The organism is Streptomyces sp. SudanB25_2051 (assembly GCF_964272635.1).
Classification (GTDB): Bacteria; Actinomycetota; Actinomycetes; order Streptomycetales; family Streptomycetaceae; genus Streptomyces.
In genome coordinates this window covers 1093200-1110480 of sequence record NZ_OZ186787.1, presented here as the reverse complement: position 1 = coordinate 1110480, position 17281 = coordinate 1093200, and the positions used below count along the sequence as shown (strand labels likewise).

16 protein-coding genes and 1 tRNA gene are annotated in these 17281 nt (G+C 74.8%); 11 read left to right on the top strand and 6 right to left on the bottom strand.

Annotated elements, in window-relative coordinates:
* Window positions 1-27 precede the first annotated feature (27 nt).
* Window positions 28-1197, top strand: coding sequence for a xylose isomerase (xylA, locus tag ACSUPT_RS04890; protein ID WP_351963120.1), 1170 nt, complete (start codon window positions 28-30; stop codon window positions 1195-1197).
* A gap of 393 nt (window positions 1198-1590) precedes the next feature.
* On the opposite strand, the gene ACSUPT_RS04885 is transcribed toward xylA, so the two are convergent.
* Window positions 1591-2853, bottom strand: a complete 1263-nt coding sequence (locus ACSUPT_RS04885; protein ID WP_351963119.1) for an ROK family transcriptional regulator — start codon at window positions 2851-2853, stop codon at window positions 1591-1593.
* Window positions 2854-3042: 189 nt separating this feature from the next.
* Window positions 3043-3130, bottom strand: a tRNA-Leu gene (locus ACSUPT_RS04880).
* 209 nt (window positions 3131-3339) lie between these two features.
* On the opposite strand from ACSUPT_RS04880, the gene ACSUPT_RS04875 reads away from it, so the two are divergent.
* From ACSUPT_RS04875 to ACSUPT_RS04865, 3 genes are all read left to right on the top strand, one after another.
* Window positions 3340-4674 (top strand): M20/M25/M40 family metallo-hydrolase, encoded by a 1335-nt coding sequence (locus ACSUPT_RS04875; protein ID WP_351963118.1) that lies wholly within the window; start codon window positions 3340-3342, stop codon window positions 4672-4674.
* Window positions 4675-4827: 153 nt separating this feature from the next.
* On the top strand, window positions 4828-5061 hold the full coding sequence (chpH, locus tag ACSUPT_RS04870; protein WP_351963117.1) for a chaplin ChpH: 234 nt from the start codon (window positions 4828-4830) through the stop codon (window positions 5059-5061).
* Window positions 5062-5207: 146 nt separating this feature from the next.
* Entirely contained in the window at window positions 5208-5897 is a 690-nt protein-coding gene (locus tag ACSUPT_RS04865) for a chaplin family protein (protein WP_436943522.1), read from the top strand.
* 125 nt (window positions 5898-6022) lie between these two features.
* On the opposite strand, the gene ACSUPT_RS04860 is transcribed toward ACSUPT_RS04865, so the two are convergent.
* On the bottom strand, window positions 6023-6211 hold the full coding sequence (locus ACSUPT_RS04860) for a DUF5703 family protein (protein WP_014671721.1): 189 nt from the start codon (window positions 6209-6211) through the stop codon (window positions 6023-6025).
* A 47-nt stretch (window positions 6212-6258) separates the two neighbouring features.
* Between ACSUPT_RS04860 and ACSUPT_RS04855 the strand changes: the two genes are divergently transcribed.
* Window positions 6259-6921, top strand: coding sequence for a hypothetical protein (locus ACSUPT_RS04855; RefSeq protein WP_351963115.1), 663 nt, complete (start codon window positions 6259-6261; stop codon window positions 6919-6921).
* Window positions 6922-7078: 157 nt separating this feature from the next.
* Here ACSUPT_RS04855 and ACSUPT_RS04850 read toward each other — a convergent pair whose 3' ends face one another.
* Together ACSUPT_RS04850 and ACSUPT_RS04845 are read right to left on the bottom strand one after the other, a co-directional pair.
* The gene (locus tag ACSUPT_RS04850; RefSeq protein ID WP_436943521.1) at window positions 7079-9316 is read right to left on the bottom strand and encodes a helix-hairpin-helix domain-containing protein; all 2238 of its coding nucleotides are present in this window, start codon (window positions 9314-9316) and stop codon (window positions 7079-7081) included.
* Entirely contained in the window at window positions 9313-10302 is a 990-nt protein-coding gene (locus tag ACSUPT_RS04845) for an aldo/keto reductase (RefSeq protein ID WP_351963113.1), read from the bottom strand. The genes ACSUPT_RS04850 and ACSUPT_RS04845 overlap by 4 nt, the downstream gene beginning before the upstream one ends.
* 140 nt (window positions 10303-10442) lie before the next feature.
* Between ACSUPT_RS04845 and ACSUPT_RS04840 the strand changes: the two genes are divergently transcribed.
* Window positions 10443-11495, top strand: a complete 1053-nt coding sequence (locus ACSUPT_RS04840) for an LLM class F420-dependent oxidoreductase (RefSeq protein ID WP_436943520.1) — start codon at window positions 10443-10445, stop codon at window positions 11493-11495.
* Window positions 11496-11725: 230 nt separating this feature from the next.
* Window positions 11726-12511, top strand: a complete 786-nt coding sequence (locus ACSUPT_RS04835) for a ferritin-like domain-containing protein (RefSeq protein ID WP_436943519.1) — start codon at window positions 11726-11728, stop codon at window positions 12509-12511.
* Window positions 12512-12626: 115 nt separating this feature from the next.
* Here ACSUPT_RS04835 and corA read toward each other — a convergent pair whose 3' ends face one another.
* Window positions 12627-13619, bottom strand: coding sequence for a magnesium/cobalt transporter CorA (gene corA / locus ACSUPT_RS04830; protein WP_351963231.1), 993 nt, complete (start codon window positions 13617-13619; stop codon window positions 12627-12629).
* Between the two features lie 54 nt (window positions 13620-13673).
* Here corA and ACSUPT_RS04825 point away from each other — a divergent pair, with 54 nt between their 5' ends.
* From ACSUPT_RS04825 to mshC, 4 genes are all read left to right on the top strand, one after another.
* Window positions 13674-14384 (top strand): histidine phosphatase family protein, encoded by a 711-nt coding sequence (locus tag ACSUPT_RS04825; RefSeq protein WP_361662923.1) that lies wholly within the window; start codon window positions 13674-13676, stop codon window positions 14382-14384.
* Between the two features lie 79 nt (window positions 14385-14463).
* A complete protein-coding gene (locus tag ACSUPT_RS04820) occupies window positions 14464-15054 on the top strand; it encodes a DUF3090 domain-containing protein (RefSeq protein WP_351963109.1) in 591 nt (196 codons plus the stop codon).
* The gene (locus ACSUPT_RS04815; protein ID WP_351963108.1) at window positions 15018-15851 is read left to right on the top strand and encodes an SCO1664 family protein; all 834 of its coding nucleotides are present in this window, start codon (window positions 15018-15020) and stop codon (window positions 15849-15851) included. The genes ACSUPT_RS04820 and ACSUPT_RS04815 overlap by 37 nt, the downstream gene beginning before the upstream one ends.
* A 129-nt stretch (window positions 15852-15980) precedes the next feature.
* Window positions 15981-17210 carry a cysteine--1-D-myo-inosityl 2-amino-2-deoxy-alpha-D-glucopyranoside ligase gene (gene mshC, locus ACSUPT_RS04810; protein ID WP_436943518.1) on the top strand — a complete coding sequence of 410 codons (1230 nt, stop codon included), beginning with the start codon at window positions 15981-15983 and terminating at the stop codon, window positions 17208-17210.
* Window positions 17211-17281: the final 71 nt, after the last annotated feature.

The following is a 17281-nucleotide window of genomic DNA, read 5'->3' as shown; positions in this document are numbered from 1 at the left end:
AAAATCCGAGCCCGAGGGAACAGGACCATGCCGGATCGCTACACCCCCACCCCCGAGGACAGGTTCACCTTCGGTCTGTGGACCGTCGGCTGGCGCGGCGCCGACCCGTTCGGCACCGCCACCCGTCCCGCCCTCGACCCCGTGGAGACCGTCGAGCGCCTCGCCGCCCTCGGCGCGTACGGCGTCACCTTCCACGACGACGACCTCGTCCCGCCCGGCTCGTCCGACACCGAGCGGGAGACGGCGGTCAAGCGCTTCCGCGAGGCCCTGGACCGCACCGGCATGAAGGTGCCGATGGCCACCACCAACCTCTTCACGCACCCCGTCTTCAAGGACGGCGCCTTCACCGCCAACGACCGCGACATCCGCCGGTACGCGCTCCGCAAGACCATCCGCAACATCGACCTCGCCGTAGAGCTGGGCGCGACGACCTACGTCGCCTGGGGCGGCCGCGAGGGCGCCGAGTCGGGCGCCGCCAAGGACGTCCGCGTCGCCCTGGACCGGATGAAGGAGGCCTTCGACCTGCTCGGCCAGTACGTCACCGAGCAGGGCTACGACCTGCGCTTCGCCGTCGAGCCCAAGCCGAACGAGCCGCGCGGCGACATCCTGCTGCCCACCATCGGCCACGCGCTCGCCTTCATCGAGCGCCTGGAGCGCCCCGACCTCGTCGGCGTCAACCCGGAGACCGGCCACGAGCAGATGGCCGGGCTCAACTTCCCGCACGGCATCGCCCAGGCCCTGTGGGCGGGCAAGCTGTTCCACATCGACCTCAACGGCCAGTCCGGCATCAAGTACGACCAGGACCTCCGCTTCGGCGCCGGCGACCTGCGCCAGGCGTTCTGGCTGGTGGACCTCCTGGAGAGCGCCGGCTACGACGGCCCGCGCCACTTCGACTTCAAGCCGGTCCGCACCGACGGCTTCGACGGGGTGTGGGAGTCCGCGAAGAACTGCATGCGCAACTACCTCGTTCTCAAGGAGCGCGCCGCCGCCTTCCGCGCCGACCCCGAGGTCCGCGAGGCCCTGAAGGCGTCCCGCCTCGACGAGCTGGCCCGACCCACCGCCGAGGACGGCCTCGCGTCGCTGCTCGCGGACAGGACGGCGTACGAGGAGTTCGACGCCGACCGCGCCGCCGAGCGCTCCATGGCCTTCGAGCGCCTCGACCAGCTGGCCCTGGACCACCTCCTCGCCGTCCGCTGACCCCGCCCGGGGGGCGGCCCCAGGGAAGCCGCCCCCCGCCGGTCCCGTCCGGCCCCCAGGGAAGCCGCCCCCCGCCGGTCGCGTCCGGCCCACGGGGAAGCCGCCCCGCGACGAGCCCGCAAGCCGGGGCGGCCCCCGCAAGGACCGCCCCGGTCACGTCCGCCGCGCCCCGGCCGGCCGGGGTGCCCCGCAAGGACCGCCCCGGCCACGTCCGCCGCGCCCCGGCCGGCCGGGGTGCCCCGCAAGGACCGCCCCGGCAACGTCCGCCGCCCGCCGGCCGGCCGGGGCGCCCCGCAAGGACCGCCCCGGCAACGTCCGCCGCCCGCCGGCCGGCCGGGGCGCCCCGCGAGGACCCGCCCCGGTCACGCCGCCGGCCTGCCGGGACCGCCCCGGCTACCGCCCGCCGGCCTCCCGCGCGTACCCCACCGGGTCGGCGATGACGTCCCGTACGACCAGCGCCGCCGCGCCCCGCGCCGCGTCGCCCGACGAGGACGCGCCCCGCAGCCGCCCGCCGCCCGGAGACCACAGCCCCGACACGACCCGCCGGGCCAGCTCCGCGTCCACGGCGGGCCCCAGCCACGGCATCAGCCCCCGGTACACCCCGCCCAGCACCACCGCGTCCGGGTCCAGCAGGTTCACCGCCCCGGACAGCACCAGCCCGAGCGCCCGCCCGGCCCGCTCCAGCGCCTCCACCGCCCGTACGTCCCCGTCGGCGGCGCGCCGCTCCAGCTCGGCCACACCCGGCCCGCCCGCGTCCTCGGCGAGCCCCGCGCCCCGCAGCAGCGCCGCCTGCCCGGCGTACTGCTCCAGGCACCCCCGCGAACCGCACCGGCACGCGGGTCCGTCCGCGTCCGCCGGCACGTGCCCGATCTCCCCGGCGAACCCGTGGGCGCCCCGCAGCAGCTCACCGTCCACGACGATCGCGCCGCCCACGCCGATCTCCCCGGACACGTACACGAAGCTCCGGGCCCGCTCACCTCCGCCGTCAGGTCCGTCCGGGCCGCCGAACCACAGCTCCGCCAGCGCCGCCGCGTTGGCCTCGTTGTCGGAGCCCACCGGCAGGGGCGCGGCCCCCGGCCGCGGGGCGCCCAGCGCGGCGGCGAACAGCTCCTCGGCGGCGACCCGGTTCCAGCCCAGGTTGGGCGCCTGCCGCACGGCGCCGCCCGACACGAGGCCGGGCAGCGCGAGCCGCACGCCGGCCGGGCGCAGCTCCTGCTCGGCCGCCGACCGCAGCGTGCGGGCCGCGATCCGCGCCGCCCGCGCGAGCACGTCGCCGGGCGGCACGTCCCGGTTGTCCAGGTGCTCGGTGAGCCGCACGCGGTCGGTTCCGGCCAGGTCGACCACGCACACGGAGACGTAGTCGACGTTGATCTCCACGCCGAGCCCGGCGGGCCCGGTGCGCGCCACCCGCAGCGCCGTCCCCGGCCGCCCGGCGAGCCCGCTGAACGTCTTGCCCGACTCGGTGAGGAACCCGCCGGCCAGCAGCTGCTCCACCAGCGACGACACCGCCGCCCGGGTCAGGCCCACCCGCGCCGCCACCGCGGCCCGCGTCGTCTCGCCCTCGTCGTGGACGGCACGCAGCACCAGGCTGAGGTTGTGCCGCCGCACGGTCGCCTTGTCGGCCTTGGGCTCCAGCGGATCCAGTGAGTTCTTCATCGCCCCTCGCACCAGCCACCCGCCAACGCCCGGCCCTGCCCGGCGGAAGATTCCCCAGTCTGCCCGCCCCCGCCGCCGACGGCGCACCGGGGTCGGCGGAAATCCTCCCGCCAGGCCGGGCGGCGCCGCGCCCGGGTCCGGCCGACGCCAGGAAAACAGAAAGACCCCAGATCGACTGGGGTCTTCCGCTGGTGTCCGAGGGGGGACTTGAACCCCCACGCCCGATAAAGGGCACTAGCACCTCAAGCTAGCGCGTCTGCCATTCCGCCACCCGGACAAGGTGTCTGTCTCGCGGCCCTGGGCCGTTCCGACGTGGAAAACCATAGCAAACATTCGGCGTGCCCGATCACGCCCCCGGCCCCCGTGTGATCAAGCTCCCGCCCCCGGCGCGATCACGCGCCGGGGGCGCCCTTGGGCGCGGGGCCGGTCGGTAGCAGGATGGCGGCAGACCAGCGACCACGACAGCACGACGCGGGAGGAACCAGCGTGAGCGAGTCGAACCGGGCCGAGGCCGGCCCCGGAGTCACGGCGGAGAACGAGGTCGTCGACCTCTGCAGCGAGCTCATCCGCATCGACACCAGCAACTACGGCGACCACTCCGGCCCCGGTGAGCGGGCCGCCGCCGAGTACATCGCCGAGAAGCTCGCGGAGGTGGGGCTCGAACCCCGGATCTACGAGTCCCACAAGGGCCGCGCGTCGACGGTCGTCCGGATCCCCGGCGAGGACCCGTCGCGCCCCGCCCTGCTCATCCACGGCCACACCGACGTCGTCCCGGCCAACGCCGCCGACTGGACGTACGACCCGTTCTCCGGGGAGGTGGCCGACGGCTGCGTCTGGGGGCGGGGCGCGGTCGACATGAAGGACATGGACGCGATGACCCTCGCGGTCGTCCGCGAGCGGATGCGCGCCGGCCGCAAGCCGCCCCGCGACATCGTCCTGGCGTTCCTCGCCGACGAGGAGGCCGGCGGCACGTACGGCGCGCGCTTCCTCGTCGACCGGCACCCCGAGCTGTTCGAGGGCGTCACGGAGGCGATCGGCGAGGTCGGCGGCTTCTCGCTCACGGTCAACGAGGACCTGCGCCTGTACCTGGTGGAGACGGCGCAGAAGGGGATGCACTGGATGCGCCTCACCGTCGACGGCACCGCGGGCCACGGCTCGATGATCAACACCGACAACGCCATCACGGAGCTGTGCGAGGCCGTGGGCCGCGTCGGCCGCCACCAGTGGCCGGTCCGCGTCACCAAGACCGTACGGTCCTTCCTCGACGAGCTCTCCGACGCGCTGGGCACCCCGCTCGACCCGGACGACATGGAGGCCACGCTCCAGAAGCTGGGCGGCATCGCCAAGATGATCGGCGCCACGCTCCGCAACTCGGCGGCGCCCACGATGCTCGGCGCCGGGTACAAGGTGAACGTCATCCCCGGCCAGGCGACGGCCCACATCGACGGACGGTTCCTGCCCGGGTACGAGGAGGAGTTCCTCGCCGATCTCGACCGGCTCCTCGGGCCGCGGGTGCGCCGCGAGGACGTCCACACCGACAAGGCGCTGGAGACCAGCTTCGACGGCGCCCTGGTCGACGCCATGCAGACGGCGCTGCGGGCCGAGGACCCGATCGCCCGGGCCGTGCCGTACATGCTCTCCGGCGGCACCGACGCCAAGTCCTTCGACGACCTCGGCATCCGCTGCTTCGGCTTCGCCCCGCTGCAGCTGCCGCCCGACCTCGACTTCGCCGGGATGTTCCACGGCGTGGACGAGCGGGTCCCGGTGGACGGCCTGAAGTTCGGCGTCCGCGTCCTGGACCGCTTCATCGACGCGAGCTGAAAGTCAGGTGAAACGACCCTCCAATAATCGCCCGCGTGTACAGATCTGACCGAAAAGGGTGAACGAGGGCGCCGCCTCGTAGCCCGGTTGCCTCCTCCTCGTTACAGGTGATGCGGTCCGCGGCTGGGACCGCATTGCCAACTAGGAGGAAAAATGATCAAGAAGGTCGTCGCGACCGCGGCCGCCACCGGTGGTCTGGTTCTGGCGGGTGCGGGCATGGCCGTCGCCGACGCGGGTGCGCACGGTGCCGCCGTGGGTTCTCCGGGTGTCATCTCGGGCAACGTGGTCCAGGTTCCGATCCACGTGCCGGTGAACGTCTGCGGCAACACGATCAACATCATCGGGCTGCTGAACCCGGCCTTCGGCAACACCTGCGTCAACGCCTGAGCTCTCGTCTGACGTTGAGTCCCGACCCATCGGGTCCAGCCCGGCCGGCCTCGGAGCGCGCGCCATGCGCTCCGGGGCCGGTGGGCATTCGGTCGCCGCGCGAGGTGCGCGGCGGCAATCGGAAGCCAAGAAGGCAGGAACAAGCTATGCGACAGGTCACGCGCAAGGGCCTGACCATTGTGGCGGCGGCGGGCGGCGTGCTCGCCCTCGGCGGCTACGCCCACGCCACCACGGGCGCCGGGGCGGACGGTGCCGCGGCCAACTCCCCGGGTGTCGCGTCCGGCAACAACGTGCAGGCGCCCATCAGCGTGCCGGTGAACGCGTGCGGCAACACCGTCGACGTCGTCGGCGTGCTCAACCCGGCGTTCGGCAACAAGTGCGTCAACAAGTCGAGCGGCGCCCAGGCCAACGGCGCGGCCACCAACTCGCCGGGCGTCGCCTCCGGCAACAATGTGCAGGCCCCCGTCAGCGTGCCGGTGAACGCCTGCGGCAACAGCGTGGACGTGGTCGGCGCCCTGAACCCGACGTTCGGCAACGGCTGCGGCAACGGCGCGACCCCCGGCCACCCGGGCGAGCCCGGTGAGCCCGGCAACCCGGGTGAGCCCGGCAAGCCCGGTGAGCCCGGCAAGCCGACCACCCCCGGCAAGCCGAGTGAGCCGGCCCAGCCCAGCACCCCCAGCACGCCGAACAAGCCGGACCCGCACGGCGGCACCACGCCGAAGGACGACGACCAGCTCGCCGCGACCGGCGCCTCCGCGCTCGGCCTGCTCGGCCCGGCCGGCGCCGCCGCCCTCATCGGCGGCACGATCCTCTACCGCCGCGCCCGCGCCGCGTAAGCACGGCGTATCCGGTCGGGTACCAAGCGAAAGCGGGCCCCGCACTCCAGCGGGGCCCGCTCCATCCTGTTTCCCTCCACGGGGCCGCCATGGGCGGCATGCCCCGTTCCGTCACACTCTGTCCTTCACCAGGTCGCGCGCACCTGACGGATGATGCGCCTGCGCAGCCGCACCCGGCGGCTCCCGTCCCGGAGCAGGCTCAGGCGGTCCAACTCCCAGTGCCCGTACTCGGCGTGGTCGGTCAGCAGCCGCGTCGCCTCCTTGCGGGAGACCCCTCGCGGCACGTACACATCGACAAATTCGTATTCCGGCATCGCATCTATTGTGCGTGTACGGCCCCGGTACGGATAGCGTCTGCGGTATGTCTGATGCTGCGCAGCCCACCGCTGCCGAGGTACGTGCCGCCGCCGAGGCGGTCAAAGCCGCACTGGACCGTCACCTGGCGGCGGTCGAGAACCGCACCGGTGACGACGACCCGGCGGTCTACGCCGCGTTCAACGACCTGGCCGCCGCCGCCGAGGCGTACGACGAGCGGCTCTACGACCGCTACGACGAGGTCACGCCCTTCGAGATCCCCGGTGTCGAGGACTCCCTGCCCCCGTACGCGGGGCCGGACCAGCCGAACGCGCTGAGCGTACTGATCCGCCGCGACTACGCGGTGGCGGAACCCCAGCGGCTGCTCGCCCAGGCCCAGCGCATCGCCGACGCCGAGCGCGACGACGACGAGCCGGGGACGGCCGCCGCCGTCGGGTCCAGCGTCCACGCGGCGATCGGCATGCTGTTCGGCGAGTACGAGCCGGACGAGATCGCCTCCCGGCACAAGGAGTTCGGACTGGAGGAGGGCGACTCCACCCTGTGGGTGGCGGCCGCCGACGAGCTGCCCGAAGCGGGGGAGTGGCTCGCCACGCCCTTCGACCAGGCGGACCCGAGCCGCGTCATCTGCCGCTTCGACGTGAGCGCCGTCTTCGACGAGGACGAGCTGTACGAGGAGGACCCGACCGGCCGCTCCCACGAGCACCCCTGACCCCGGCAGCGGGCACGGGCCCCGGGCCCTCCGGTGCCCGCCCCGGCCGGCAGCCCCGGCACACCTGTGCCGACACGGGCCATGGGCCCGGCCCCGTCCCCGCCATGGGCCCGGCCCCCGTGCCGCACGGGTCACGGGGGCCGGGCCCGCGGTCCCGCTACTCCTCCACGGGCTCCGGTACGGCCTCCAGCAGGCCGCGCAGCCGGGTCACACGGTCCGGGCCGGGCGGCCCGGCCACCGCGCGGGCCAGCGCCTGGTCCACCCCGTGGACGACCGAGAGATGCCGCTCGCCCCGGCTGAACGCCGTGTACACCCACGCCCGGCTCAGCCCGCCCACCGCGTCGCCCGGCAGCACCGCCACCGCCGCGGGCCACCGCATGCCTGCCGCCTGGTGCGCGGTGAGCGCCCAGCCGTGCCGCACGGTGGACTCCACCCGCTCCTTCGGCACGACGACCCGCTCCCGCCGCCCCTCGCAGTCGAGGTGCAGACCCTGCGCGTCCGCCGACACGACCGTGCCCTGGAGCGTCCGCCCCGGCGCCTCCGCGTACGCCACCCGGTCGCCCGGGTCGAAGCCGCCGAACCGGCCGGGCCCCGGGTTCAGCCGCTGCTTCAGCGCCGCGTTCAGCGCCCGCGTGCCCGCCGAGCCGCCATGGCCGACCGTGATCACCTGCGTGTGCTCCACCGGCACGCCCAGCGCCCTCGGCACGGAGTCGGCGACCAGCTGCACCGTCCGGTGCACCGCCTCGCCCGCGTCCCGCACCGGGACGATCACGACCTCCCGGCCCGGCGCGTCCACCTGCGCCAGCTCGCCCGCGCCGATCCCGGACACCAGCTCCCCGACCGGCCCCGGGTCCGGCGTGCGCGACGCCACCTGCGGGCACACCCGCGCCGCCAGCAGGTCCCCGAAGACCCGCCCGGCGCCCGCCGACGGCAGGACGTGCGGGTCACCGCTCAGCACCAGCCGGCAGCCGTCCGGTACGGACTCCACCAGCATCGCCGCGGTCTCCACGTCCAGCTGCGGCGCGTCCAGCACCACCAGCAGGTCGAGGGCGAACGCCCCCTCCTCGTCCCGGCCGGGACCGGCGGCGCCCGACAGCAGCGCCGCCACCGTGACGGCGTCCGTCCCGGGGCCCAGCCTGCGGCGGCCGTTCTCGCTGTGCACCGCCACCGCCGCGCGCAGCCCGGCGGCGCGCGCGGCCTCCGCGAGCGCGACCGGCTCGGCGCGCGCCGCCTCACCGCCCGTGTGCAGCACCAGGCCCTGCGCGGCGACCGCCCGCGCCAGCTCCCCCGGCGCGGTCCCCGCCCAGCGCGGGTCGGGACCGGAGCGCGCCAGCCGCGCCAGTCCGTCCGCGAGGCTCTCCTCCGCCATGGCGTACCGGTCCAGCCCCAGCAGCACCGGCGACGCCGCGGTCTCCTCCGCCTCCTCGCCGTCCGGCTCCGCCGGCTCCTCGTCCTCGTCGTGGAAGACCAGCACGGCGCCCTCCGCGACGGCGTGCCGCACGGCCTCCTCCGGGTCCGGCACGGAACGCTCCGCGAGCGCGGCCCGCACGGCGGCCGCGTCCAGCGCCGTGTGCCCCTGCAGGGCGGCCCGCTCCAGCAGCCACACCACGAGCGCGTCCGTGCGCCGCGGGTCACCGGGCCCGCACCCCGCGCCCAGCAGCGCCCTGGCGAAGCCGTCCGCCTGCTCGGGCCGCACGCCCGGCACGGCGAGGAGCCGCCACGGGTCCTCGCGCAGCAGCTCGCCGGCCGCGTCACCGAGCACGTCCGCGACCCGCGCCGCCAGTGCCTCCGGCGCACCGCCCTCGGCGAGCACCGCCCGTACGGCGGCGACGGCCTCGGGCGCCGCCACGCGCGGAGCTCGCGGGGGCGGGGCGAGGGGGGTCCGGGGCGGCGCGGCCGGCGGGGGAGCGACCCGGCGGGGCGCGGCGACCGGCGCGGGGGACTCCGGGAACGTGACGGCCGGCTTCTCGCCGCTCTCCACGGCCCGTACCGCCGCCAGCAGGTCGGCGGCCGGCCCGCTCAGCTTGGCGCCGCTCGCGATGGGGCCGCCGCGCTCGGCCTTGCGCCGCTCGATCCGCTCCCGCAGCTCCCGCTGGGCCGCCAGCTCGGCCTCGGCCTCGGACACCCCGGCCGCGTCGCCGCCCGGGGTTTCGCCGTCGGCGGCGCCTTCCCCGGCCGTCTCCGCAGCGGCGTCCGCGTCCTCCCCGGCGTCCGGCGCGTCCCCGTCTGGCGCGGAAGGCGCGTCCCCGGCCTCCGCCGCGTCCTCGTCCCGCGCCGGAGGCGCGCCCTCCGGCTCCGGCGCCGCGGTGTCCGGTGACTCCGCCTCCGTGGCGACGGCGGCGGCGGGCTCGGCGGCCGGGGAGTCGGGGTTCTCCCCCCGGGGGTGCGCGGTCACAGCGTGCTCCAGTCCTGGTCGGGGTAGCGGTGCACGGGCGCCGACACATCGTCCAGCGCCCTGCGGATCTCGTCAGGAAGACTAAGGCTCTCCACTGACAGCGCCGCCGTGAGCTGCCGCGCCGTCCGCGCGCCCACCACCGGCGCGGTCACGCCCGGCCGGTCCCGCACCCAGGCCAGCGCGACCTGCAGCGGGGTCACCGCCAGCCCGTCGGCGGCCGTCGTCACGGCGTCCACGATGCGCCGCGCGGACTCGTCGAGGTACGGCTCCACGAAGGGCGCCATGTGGTCCGACGCGCCCCGCGAGCCGGCCGGGACGCCGCTGCGGTACTTGCCGGTCAGCACGCCGCGCCCGAGCGGCGACGAGGGCAGCAGGCCGACGCCGAGGTCCCGGGCGGCGGGCAGCACTTCCCGCTCCACACCGCGCTGGAGCAGCGAGTACTCCATCTGCGTACCGGCCAGCCGCGCCCTCGTGCCCGGCGCGGCGAGCTGCCAGGTCGCCGCCTTGGCGAGCTGCCAGCCGCAGAAGTTCGCCACGCCCACATACCGGGCCCGGCCGCTGGTCACCGCTATGTCCAGCGCCTGGAGCGTCTCCTCCAGCGGCGTCCACGGATCGTAGGCGTGCACCTGCCACAGGTCCACGTGGTCCGTGCCGAGCCGTGCCAGCGACGCGTCCAGGGCGGCCAGCAGATGGCCGCGCGAACCGTCGAAGCGGCGCTCCGGGTCCGGGTCGGCCACACTGCCCGCCTTGGTCGAGATGACCAGGTCGCGGCGCGGCACCAGCCGCTCCACCAGCTGCCCCAGCAGGTACTCGGCCTCGCCGCCGCCGTACACGTCCGCCGTGTCGACGAGGGTCCCGCCCGCCTCCCAGAACGCCTTCAACTGCTCGGCCGCCTCGTGCTCGTCCGTGTCCCGCCCCCAGGTCAGGGTGCCCAGCCCGATCCGGGACACGCGCAGGCCGGTGCTGCCGAGATGCCTCTGCTCCATGGCGGCGAGATTACTGGCCGGAAGCCCACGCCGAGTGACCCTGTGGACAACCCCGCCCGGCAGGCCCACTGCCGCCGGACCCGCCCGCGCGCTAGAGTCCGCACACCACACACGTTACTGATCAGTAAAAGGGGATCGGCATGCGGCTCGGCATCAACCTCGGCTACTGGGGGGCGGGCATGGACGGCGACAACCTCGCCGTCGCCCAGGAGGCGGACCGCCTCGGCTACGACGTGTGCTGGGCCGCCGAGGCGTACGGCTCCGACGCGCCCACCGTCCTCGCCTGGGTCGCCGCCCAGACCGAGAACATCGACGTCGGCTCGGCCATCATGCAGATCCCGGCGCGCCAGCCGGCGATGACCGCCATGACGGCCGCCACCCTCGACTCGCTGTCCGGCGGCCGCTTCCGCCTCGGCCTCGGCGTGTCGGGCCCGCAGGTGTCCGAGGGCTGGTACGGCGTCCGGTTCGACAAGCCGCTGGGCCGCACCCGCGAGTACGTCGAGATCGTCCGCAAGGCCATGGCCCGCGAGCGCCTCACCCACGAAGGCGAGCACTGGACGCTGCCGCTGCCCGGCGGCCCCGGCAAGCCGATCAAGCTGACCGTCCACCCGCAGCGCGAGCACATCCCGCTGTACATCGCCGCCATCGGCCCCAAGAACCTGGAGCAGACCGGCGAGATCGCCGACGGTGCCCTGCTGATCTTCCCCTCCGCCGCGCACCTGGAGGAGACCGCCCTGCGGCACATCCGCGCCGGGCGCGAGAAGGCCGGGCTGACCATGGACGGCTTCGACGTGTGCCCGACCGTCCCGCTCGCCGTCGGCGACGACGTGCGGGCGCTCGCCGACATGTTCCGCCCGTACACCGCCCTGTACGTCGGCGGCATGGGCAGCCGGAAGCAGAACTTCTACAACCGGCTCGCGCAGCGCATGGGGTACGAGAAGGAGGCCACCGAGATCCAGGACAAGTACCTGGCGGGCGACAAGGACGGCGCCGCCGCGGCCGTACCGCACCGGCTCATCGACGACACGACGCTGCTGGGCTCCGTCGAGCGGATCGCCGACCGGATGCGGGCGTACGCGGAGGCCGGTGTCACCACCCTGACCCTGGCCCCGGCCGGCTTCACCCTCGACGAGCGGATCGCCGCCCTGCGCGCCGGCACCGAGGCGCTGGAGCGCGCCGGCCTGGTCGACTGATCCGCGGCACCGGGGCGCCGCCCCGGGCAAGTCTGCGGCCGTGGTGGGGGCTCGGGGTCATCCCCGCCACGGCCGTCACGCAGCACAACGCGCCACCCACCCCGTCGGTTACGCCCCCGCGGCGGTTCCCCCGTGATTCGCTGAGCCGTTCGGCGCAGCGGTAGCGGTGTGCTGTTGCCGCCCCCGCCTCCCGGCAGTTGACTCGGGTCCGACACGTGGAGGTGACAGCCATGCTCTCGGCCCGCAGCCTGTTCCAGGAAATCGTCGACAGCGACGAGGCCTTCCAGCTGTTCTGTTCGATCGCGGCCAGCGGCGAGGCCCAGGGAGGCTGGGAGAACGGCCGGATCGCCGCGCTCGTCCCGCGGTCCCTCGCGGACCTCGCGCCGAAGATCACCCGGCACGGCGCCGACGAGGACAAGCACGGCCGCATCTTCAACGGACTGCTGAAGAAGCGTGGCCTGAGCCCCGTGCCGGTCCCGCCGGAGACCGACTACACGATGCTCCTGGAGCGCTCCGGCATCGGCCTCGCCCACGAGAAGCTGCGCCGCGACGAGCCGCTCACCGAGTACGACATCGTCGTCTACCTCTCGCACAGCCGGGTCACCGAGCAGCGCGCCGCCGACCAGATGGACATGCTCGTACGGCACTTCGGGGGCCACCCGGAGGTCGGCAAGGCCATCCGGATCATCAGCAACGACGAGGACAACCACCTCGCGTACTGCCACGAGGAGCTGCTGCGCCTCGCCCGCGCCGGCCACGGCCGCACCATCCAGCGCACCCTGCGCGAGTGCGCCCTCGCCGAGATCGCCGTCTACCGCGACGTGAGCCTCGCCGTCATGGACCACATGGGCCGCGTACTGCAGTGGCCGCGGGCCAAGTCGGCGGTCCTCGCGGCCGGAATCCACGCCGTCTACGCGTACGAACGGGCCGGCGGCTGGCGGCGCATGGTCACCCTCTCCATGCCCGAGCGCCTGGGCGCCCTCGGCGGCCCCGCCGAGACCGCCCCCGCCTTCTGACGCCGCCGGGACACCGGGCCACCGGGCACCGGCCCGGCCCCCCGGCCGCGGGGCGGCGCCCCACCGCGCCGCCGTCCGCCGGGGCGTCCGCCACCGGCCGCCGGCGCCCGTACCGCTACAGCCAGCCGCGCCGCTTGAACAGCCGGTACAGGCCGATCACCGCGACGACCATCACGCCCACCACGGCCGGATAGCCCCACACCCACCCCAGCTCCGGCATGTGCGTGAAGTTCATCCCGTACACGCCCGCGACCATCGTCGGCACCGCCGCCATCGCCGCCCAGGCGGAGATCTTCCGCATGTCGTCGTTCTGCCGCACGCCCATCTGCGCCAGGTGGGCGGACAGGATGTCCGACAGCAGCCGGTCCAGCCCCTCCACCTGCTCGCCGGCCCGCGTCAGATGGTCGCTGACGTCCCGGAAGAACGGCCGCGACTCCTCGCTCACATACGGCACCCCGGCGCCGGCCAGGCGCTCCATCGGCCCGCCCAGCGGCCCCGCCGCCCGCCGGAACTCCAGCACCTGCCGCTTGAACCGGTAGATCCGCGACGCGGTGTTCTTCGCGTCGCTCCCCGCCGGCTGGAAGACCTCCGCCTCCAGCTCCTCCAGGTCCAGCTGGAGCTCGGCCGCCACCTCTATGTACCGGTCCACGACGGCGTCGCTCACCGCGTACAGCACCGACGTGGGGCCCTGCCGCAGCACCTCCGGCTCCGCCTCCAGCCGCCGCCGCACCGCCCCGAGCGGCGACCCCTCGCCGTGCCGGACGGTCACCACGAACGAGTCGCCCATGAACACCATCAGCTCGCCGGTGCTCACCGTGTCGCTCTCCGGCTCGTACATGACCGGCTTCAGCACGAGGAACAGCGAGTCGTCGTACACCTCCAGCTTCGGCCGCTGGTGCGCCTTCAGCGCGTCCTCCACGGCCAGCGGGTGCAGCCCGAACTCCTCCGTCACCCGGTCGAACTCCTCGGCGGTCGGTTCGTGCAGCCCGATCCACACGAACGCGTCGACCGCGTCGCGGGCCTCCTCCAGAGCGGCGACGATGTCGGAGGGGCCCTGGCGGCGGCGCCCGTCCCGGTAGATGGCACAGTCCACGATCACGGCGCGTATTCTTCCCCGGACCGCCCGCCCCACGCCTGCCCAGCGCCGCCTACCCTTGCGGGCATGGCGACGTTGATCCTCGTACGACACGGCCGGTCCACCGCGAACACCGCCGGCGTCCTCGCGGGCCGCACCCCCGGTGTCACCCTCGACGAGCGGGGCGCCGCGCAGGCCGCCGCGCTGCCCGCCCGGCTCGACGGGGTGCCGCTCGCCCTGGCCGTCACCAGCCCCCTGGAGCGCTGCCGGGAGACCCTCGCCCCGCTCCTGGCCGCCCGCCCCGGCCTGGCCCTCCACACCGAGGAGCGGATCAACGAGTGCGACTACGGCGACTGGTCCGGCCGCAAGCTCGCCGAGCTGGCCGACGAGCCGCTCATGGACGTCGTCCAGCACCACGCGTCCGCCGCCGCCTTCCCCGGCGGGGAGTCCATGCGGGCCATGCAGGCCCGCGCGGTCGACGCCGTACGGGAGTGGAACGCGCGCGTGGAGGCCGGGCACGGCGACGACGCCGCGTACGTGATGTGCTCGCACGGCGACATCATCAAGGCGCTCGTCGCCGACGCCCTCGGCCTCCACCTGGACCTGTTCCAGCGGCTGCACGTCGACCCGTGCTCCGTCACCGCCATCCGCTACACCCGCACCCGGCCCTTCCTGATCCGCCTCGGCGACACCGGCGACTTCGCCGCGCTCGCCCCCCGCGACGGCGGCGGTGACGGCGGCAACGGATACGCCGACGGGGGCGCCGCGCAGGTCGGCGGCGGCGCGGGCGCACCGTGATCGCTCCGCACAGTAGGGTGGATGCGCTGCCGAGACGGCCGTAGTCCGGCCCCCACCACGAGACCAAGGGAGAGGGAACGTGTCCCGTCAGGTGTTCCTCTATGACCCACCGGAGCGCTTCGTGGCCGGTACGGTCGGGCTGCCTGGCCGCAGGACGTTCTTCCTCCAGGCGTCCGCGGGCGGCCGGGTGACCAGCGTCGCACTGGAGAAGACCCAGGTCGCCGCGCTCGCCGAGCGGATGGACGAGCTGCTGGACGAGGTCGTGCGCCGCACGGGCGGCAACGCCCCCGTCCCGGCCGTCGCGCCCGCCGACGTCACCGACACGGCGCCGCTCGACACACCGATCGAGGAGGAGTTCCGGGTCGGCACCATGGCCCTCGCCTGGGACGGCGAGGAGCAGCGGCTCGTCGTCGAGGCTCAGGCGCTCGTCGAGCTCGACGCGGACTCCGAGGAGGACCTCGCCGAGGCGGAGGAACGTCTCCTCCAGGACGAGGAGAACGGCCCGCCGATGCTCCGCGTCCGCCTCACCGGCGCCCAGGCGCGGGCCTTCGCCAAGCGCGCCCTCGACGTCGTCAACGCCGGCCGCCCCCCGTGCCCCCTGTGCAGCCTGCCGCTCGACCCGGAAGGACACGTATGTCCGCGCCAGAACGGATACCGCCGCGGGGCCTGACGGCCACCGCCGACGTGCTGGAGCTGCTCGCCGAGGGCGAGCTGACGGTACGCGGCCGGATCCCCCAGGCGTCCAACGCGGTACTGCTCTGCTCCGTCGCGTACGAGGGCGTCGAGGCGGAGTGCGTGTACAAGCCCGTCGCGGGGGAGCGGCCCCTGTGGGACTTCCCGGACGGCACGCTCGCGCAGCGGGAGGCCGCCGCGTACGCCGTCTCGGACGCGACCGGCTGGGGCCTCGTCCCGCCGACCGTGCTCCGCGAGGGGCCGTACGGGCCGGGCATGGTCCAGCAGTGGATCGACGCGGACGCCTCGGCGCCGCCGCTGCTGTCGCTGGTGGACGGCGACGAGCCCGGCGACGGCTGGCGTCCCGTGGGCCTCGCCGACGTGGGCGGCGGGCGTACGGCGCTGCTGGTGCACGCCGACGACCCGAGGCTGCGGCGGCTCGCGGTGCTCGACGCCGTGATCAACAACGGCGACCGCAAGGGCGGCCATCTGCTGCCCGCCGCCGACGGACGCCTCTACGCCATCGACCACGGGGTCACCTTCCACGCCGAGGACAAGCTGCGGACCCTGTTCTGGGGCTGGGCGGGGGAGCCGCTCCCCGCCGAGGCGCTGGACGCGCTGGCCGTCCTCGACGCGGAGCTGGCGCCCGGCGCCCCGCTCGCCACCCGGATGGAGCAGCTGGTCACCCCCGCCGAGCTGGACGCCCTGCGCGCTCGCGTCACGGCCCTGCGCACCACGGCCCGCCACCCCGAGCCGTCCGGCACCTGGCCGCCCATCCCCTGGCCGCCCGTCTGACCCGCCGCGGCCGGGGCACCGCCCGCCGGGCGGGGAGGCACATCCGGGCGCCGCGCGCAAGAGCGCGTAACCGGTCATGAACCTGCATCCGGTTCGTATCCGGAACACCCGTCCGGTTACGCTCGAAGCATGCATGCCTGGCCCGCTTCTGAGGTCCCCGCCCTGCCCGGCAAGGGCCGCGACCTCCGGATCCACGACACCGCGACCGGCGGACGAGTGACCCTCGACCCCGGCCCCGTCGCCCGTATCTACGTCTGCGGCATCACGCCGTACGACGCGACCCACATGGGTCACGCGGCGACCTACAACGCGTTCGACCTCGTTCAGCGCGTGTGGCTCGACACCAAGCGGCAGGTTCACTACGTGCAGAACGTGACCGACGTGGACGACCCCCTCCTGGAGCGGGCCGCCCGTGACGGCATCGACTGGACCGGCCTCGCCGAGCGCGAGACGTCCCTGTTCCGCGAGGACATGACGGCCCTGCGGATGCTGCCGCCGAAGCACTACATCGGCGCGGTGGAGGCGATACCCGGCATCGTCCCGCTGGTGGAGCGGCTGCGCGACATGGGCGCCGCCTACGAGCTGGACGGCGACGTCTACTTCTCCGTCGAGTCCGACCGCCACTTCGGCGAGGTCTCCCACTACGACGCCGAGGTCATGCGGGCGCTGTCCGCCGAGCGCGGCGGCGACCCCGACCGCCCCGGCAAGAAGAACCCGCTCGACCCGATGCTGTGGATGGCCGCCCGCGAGGGCGAGCCCAGCTGGGACGGCGGCTCCCTCGGCCCCGGCCGCCCCGGCTGGCACATCGAGTGCGTCGCCATCGCGCTCGACCACCTCGGGATGGGCTTCGACGTCCAGGGCGGCGGCTCCGACCTGATCTTCCCGCACCACGAGATGGGCGCCTCCCACGCCCACGCGCTGACCGGCGAGTTCCCCTTCGCCAAGGCGTACGTCCACGCCGGGATGGTCGCCCTGCACGGCCAGAAGATGTCCAAGTCGAAGGGCAATCTGGTCTTCGTCTCGGCACTGCGCCGCCAGGGCGTCGACCCGGCCGCGATCCGCCTGACCCTCCTCGCCCACCACTACCGCGCCGACTGGGAGTGGACCGACCAGGTCCTGGACGAGGCCGTCGAGCGCCTCGGCCGCTGGCGCGCCGCCGTCTCCCGCCCCGACGGGCCCTCGGCCGACCAGCTCGTCGAGGAGATCCGCGACGCCCTCGCCGACGACCTGGACACGCCGTCGGCGCTGGCCGCCGTCGACCGCTGGGTGGAGCTCCAGCGCACCGAGGGCGGCACGGACGAGGGCGCGCCCGGCCTCGTCTCCCGCGCCGTCGACGCCCTGATGGGCGTGGCGCTCTGACCCGACCGGTGAGGACCGGCTGACGGCCGCCCCCGGGGACCCGCGTCCCCGGGGGCGGCCGCGTTCACCAC

Excerpts from the sequence above, each read along its gene's own strand:
- mshC (WP_436943518.1), top strand. The coding sequence starts at position 15,981 with ATGCATGCCTGGCCCGCTTCTGAGGTCCCCGCCCTGCCCGGCAAGGGC.
- xylA (WP_351963120.1), top strand. The coding sequence starts at position 28 with ATGCCGGATCGCTACACCCCCACCCCCGAGGACAGGTTCACCTTCGGT.
- ACSUPT_RS04865 (WP_436943522.1), top strand. The coding sequence starts at position 5,208 with ATGCGACAGGTCACGCGCAAGGGCCTGACCATTGTGGCGGCGGCGGGC.
- ACSUPT_RS04860 (WP_014671721.1), bottom strand. The coding sequence starts at position 6,211 with ATGCCGGAATACGAATTTGTCGATGTGTACGTGCCGCGAGGGGTCTCC.
- ACSUPT_RS04845 (WP_351963113.1), bottom strand. The coding sequence starts at position 10,302 with ATGGAGCAGAGGCATCTCGGCAGCACCGGCCTGCGCGTGTCCCGGATC.
- ACSUPT_RS04855 (WP_351963115.1), top strand. The coding sequence starts at position 6,259 with ATGTCTGATGCTGCGCAGCCCACCGCTGCCGAGGTACGTGCCGCCGCC.
- ACSUPT_RS04840 (WP_436943520.1), top strand. The coding sequence starts at position 10,443 with ATGCGGCTCGGCATCAACCTCGGCTACTGGGGGGCGGGCATGGACGGC.
- ACSUPT_RS04835 (WP_436943519.1), top strand. The coding sequence starts at position 11,726 with ATGCTCTCGGCCCGCAGCCTGTTCCAGGAAATCGTCGACAGCGACGAG.
- ACSUPT_RS04815 (WP_351963108.1), top strand. The coding sequence starts at position 15,018 with ATGTCCGCGCCAGAACGGATACCGCCGCGGGGCCTGACGGCCACCGCC.
- ACSUPT_RS04885 (WP_351963119.1), bottom strand. The coding sequence starts at position 2,853 with ATGAAGAACTCACTGGATCCGCTGGAGCCCAAGGCCGACAAGGCGACC.
- ACSUPT_RS04825 (WP_361662923.1), top strand. The coding sequence starts at position 13,674 with ATGGCGACGTTGATCCTCGTACGACACGGCCGGTCCACCGCGAACACC.
- chpH (WP_351963117.1), top strand. The coding sequence starts at position 4,828 with ATGATCAAGAAGGTCGTCGCGACCGCGGCCGCCACCGGTGGTCTGGTT.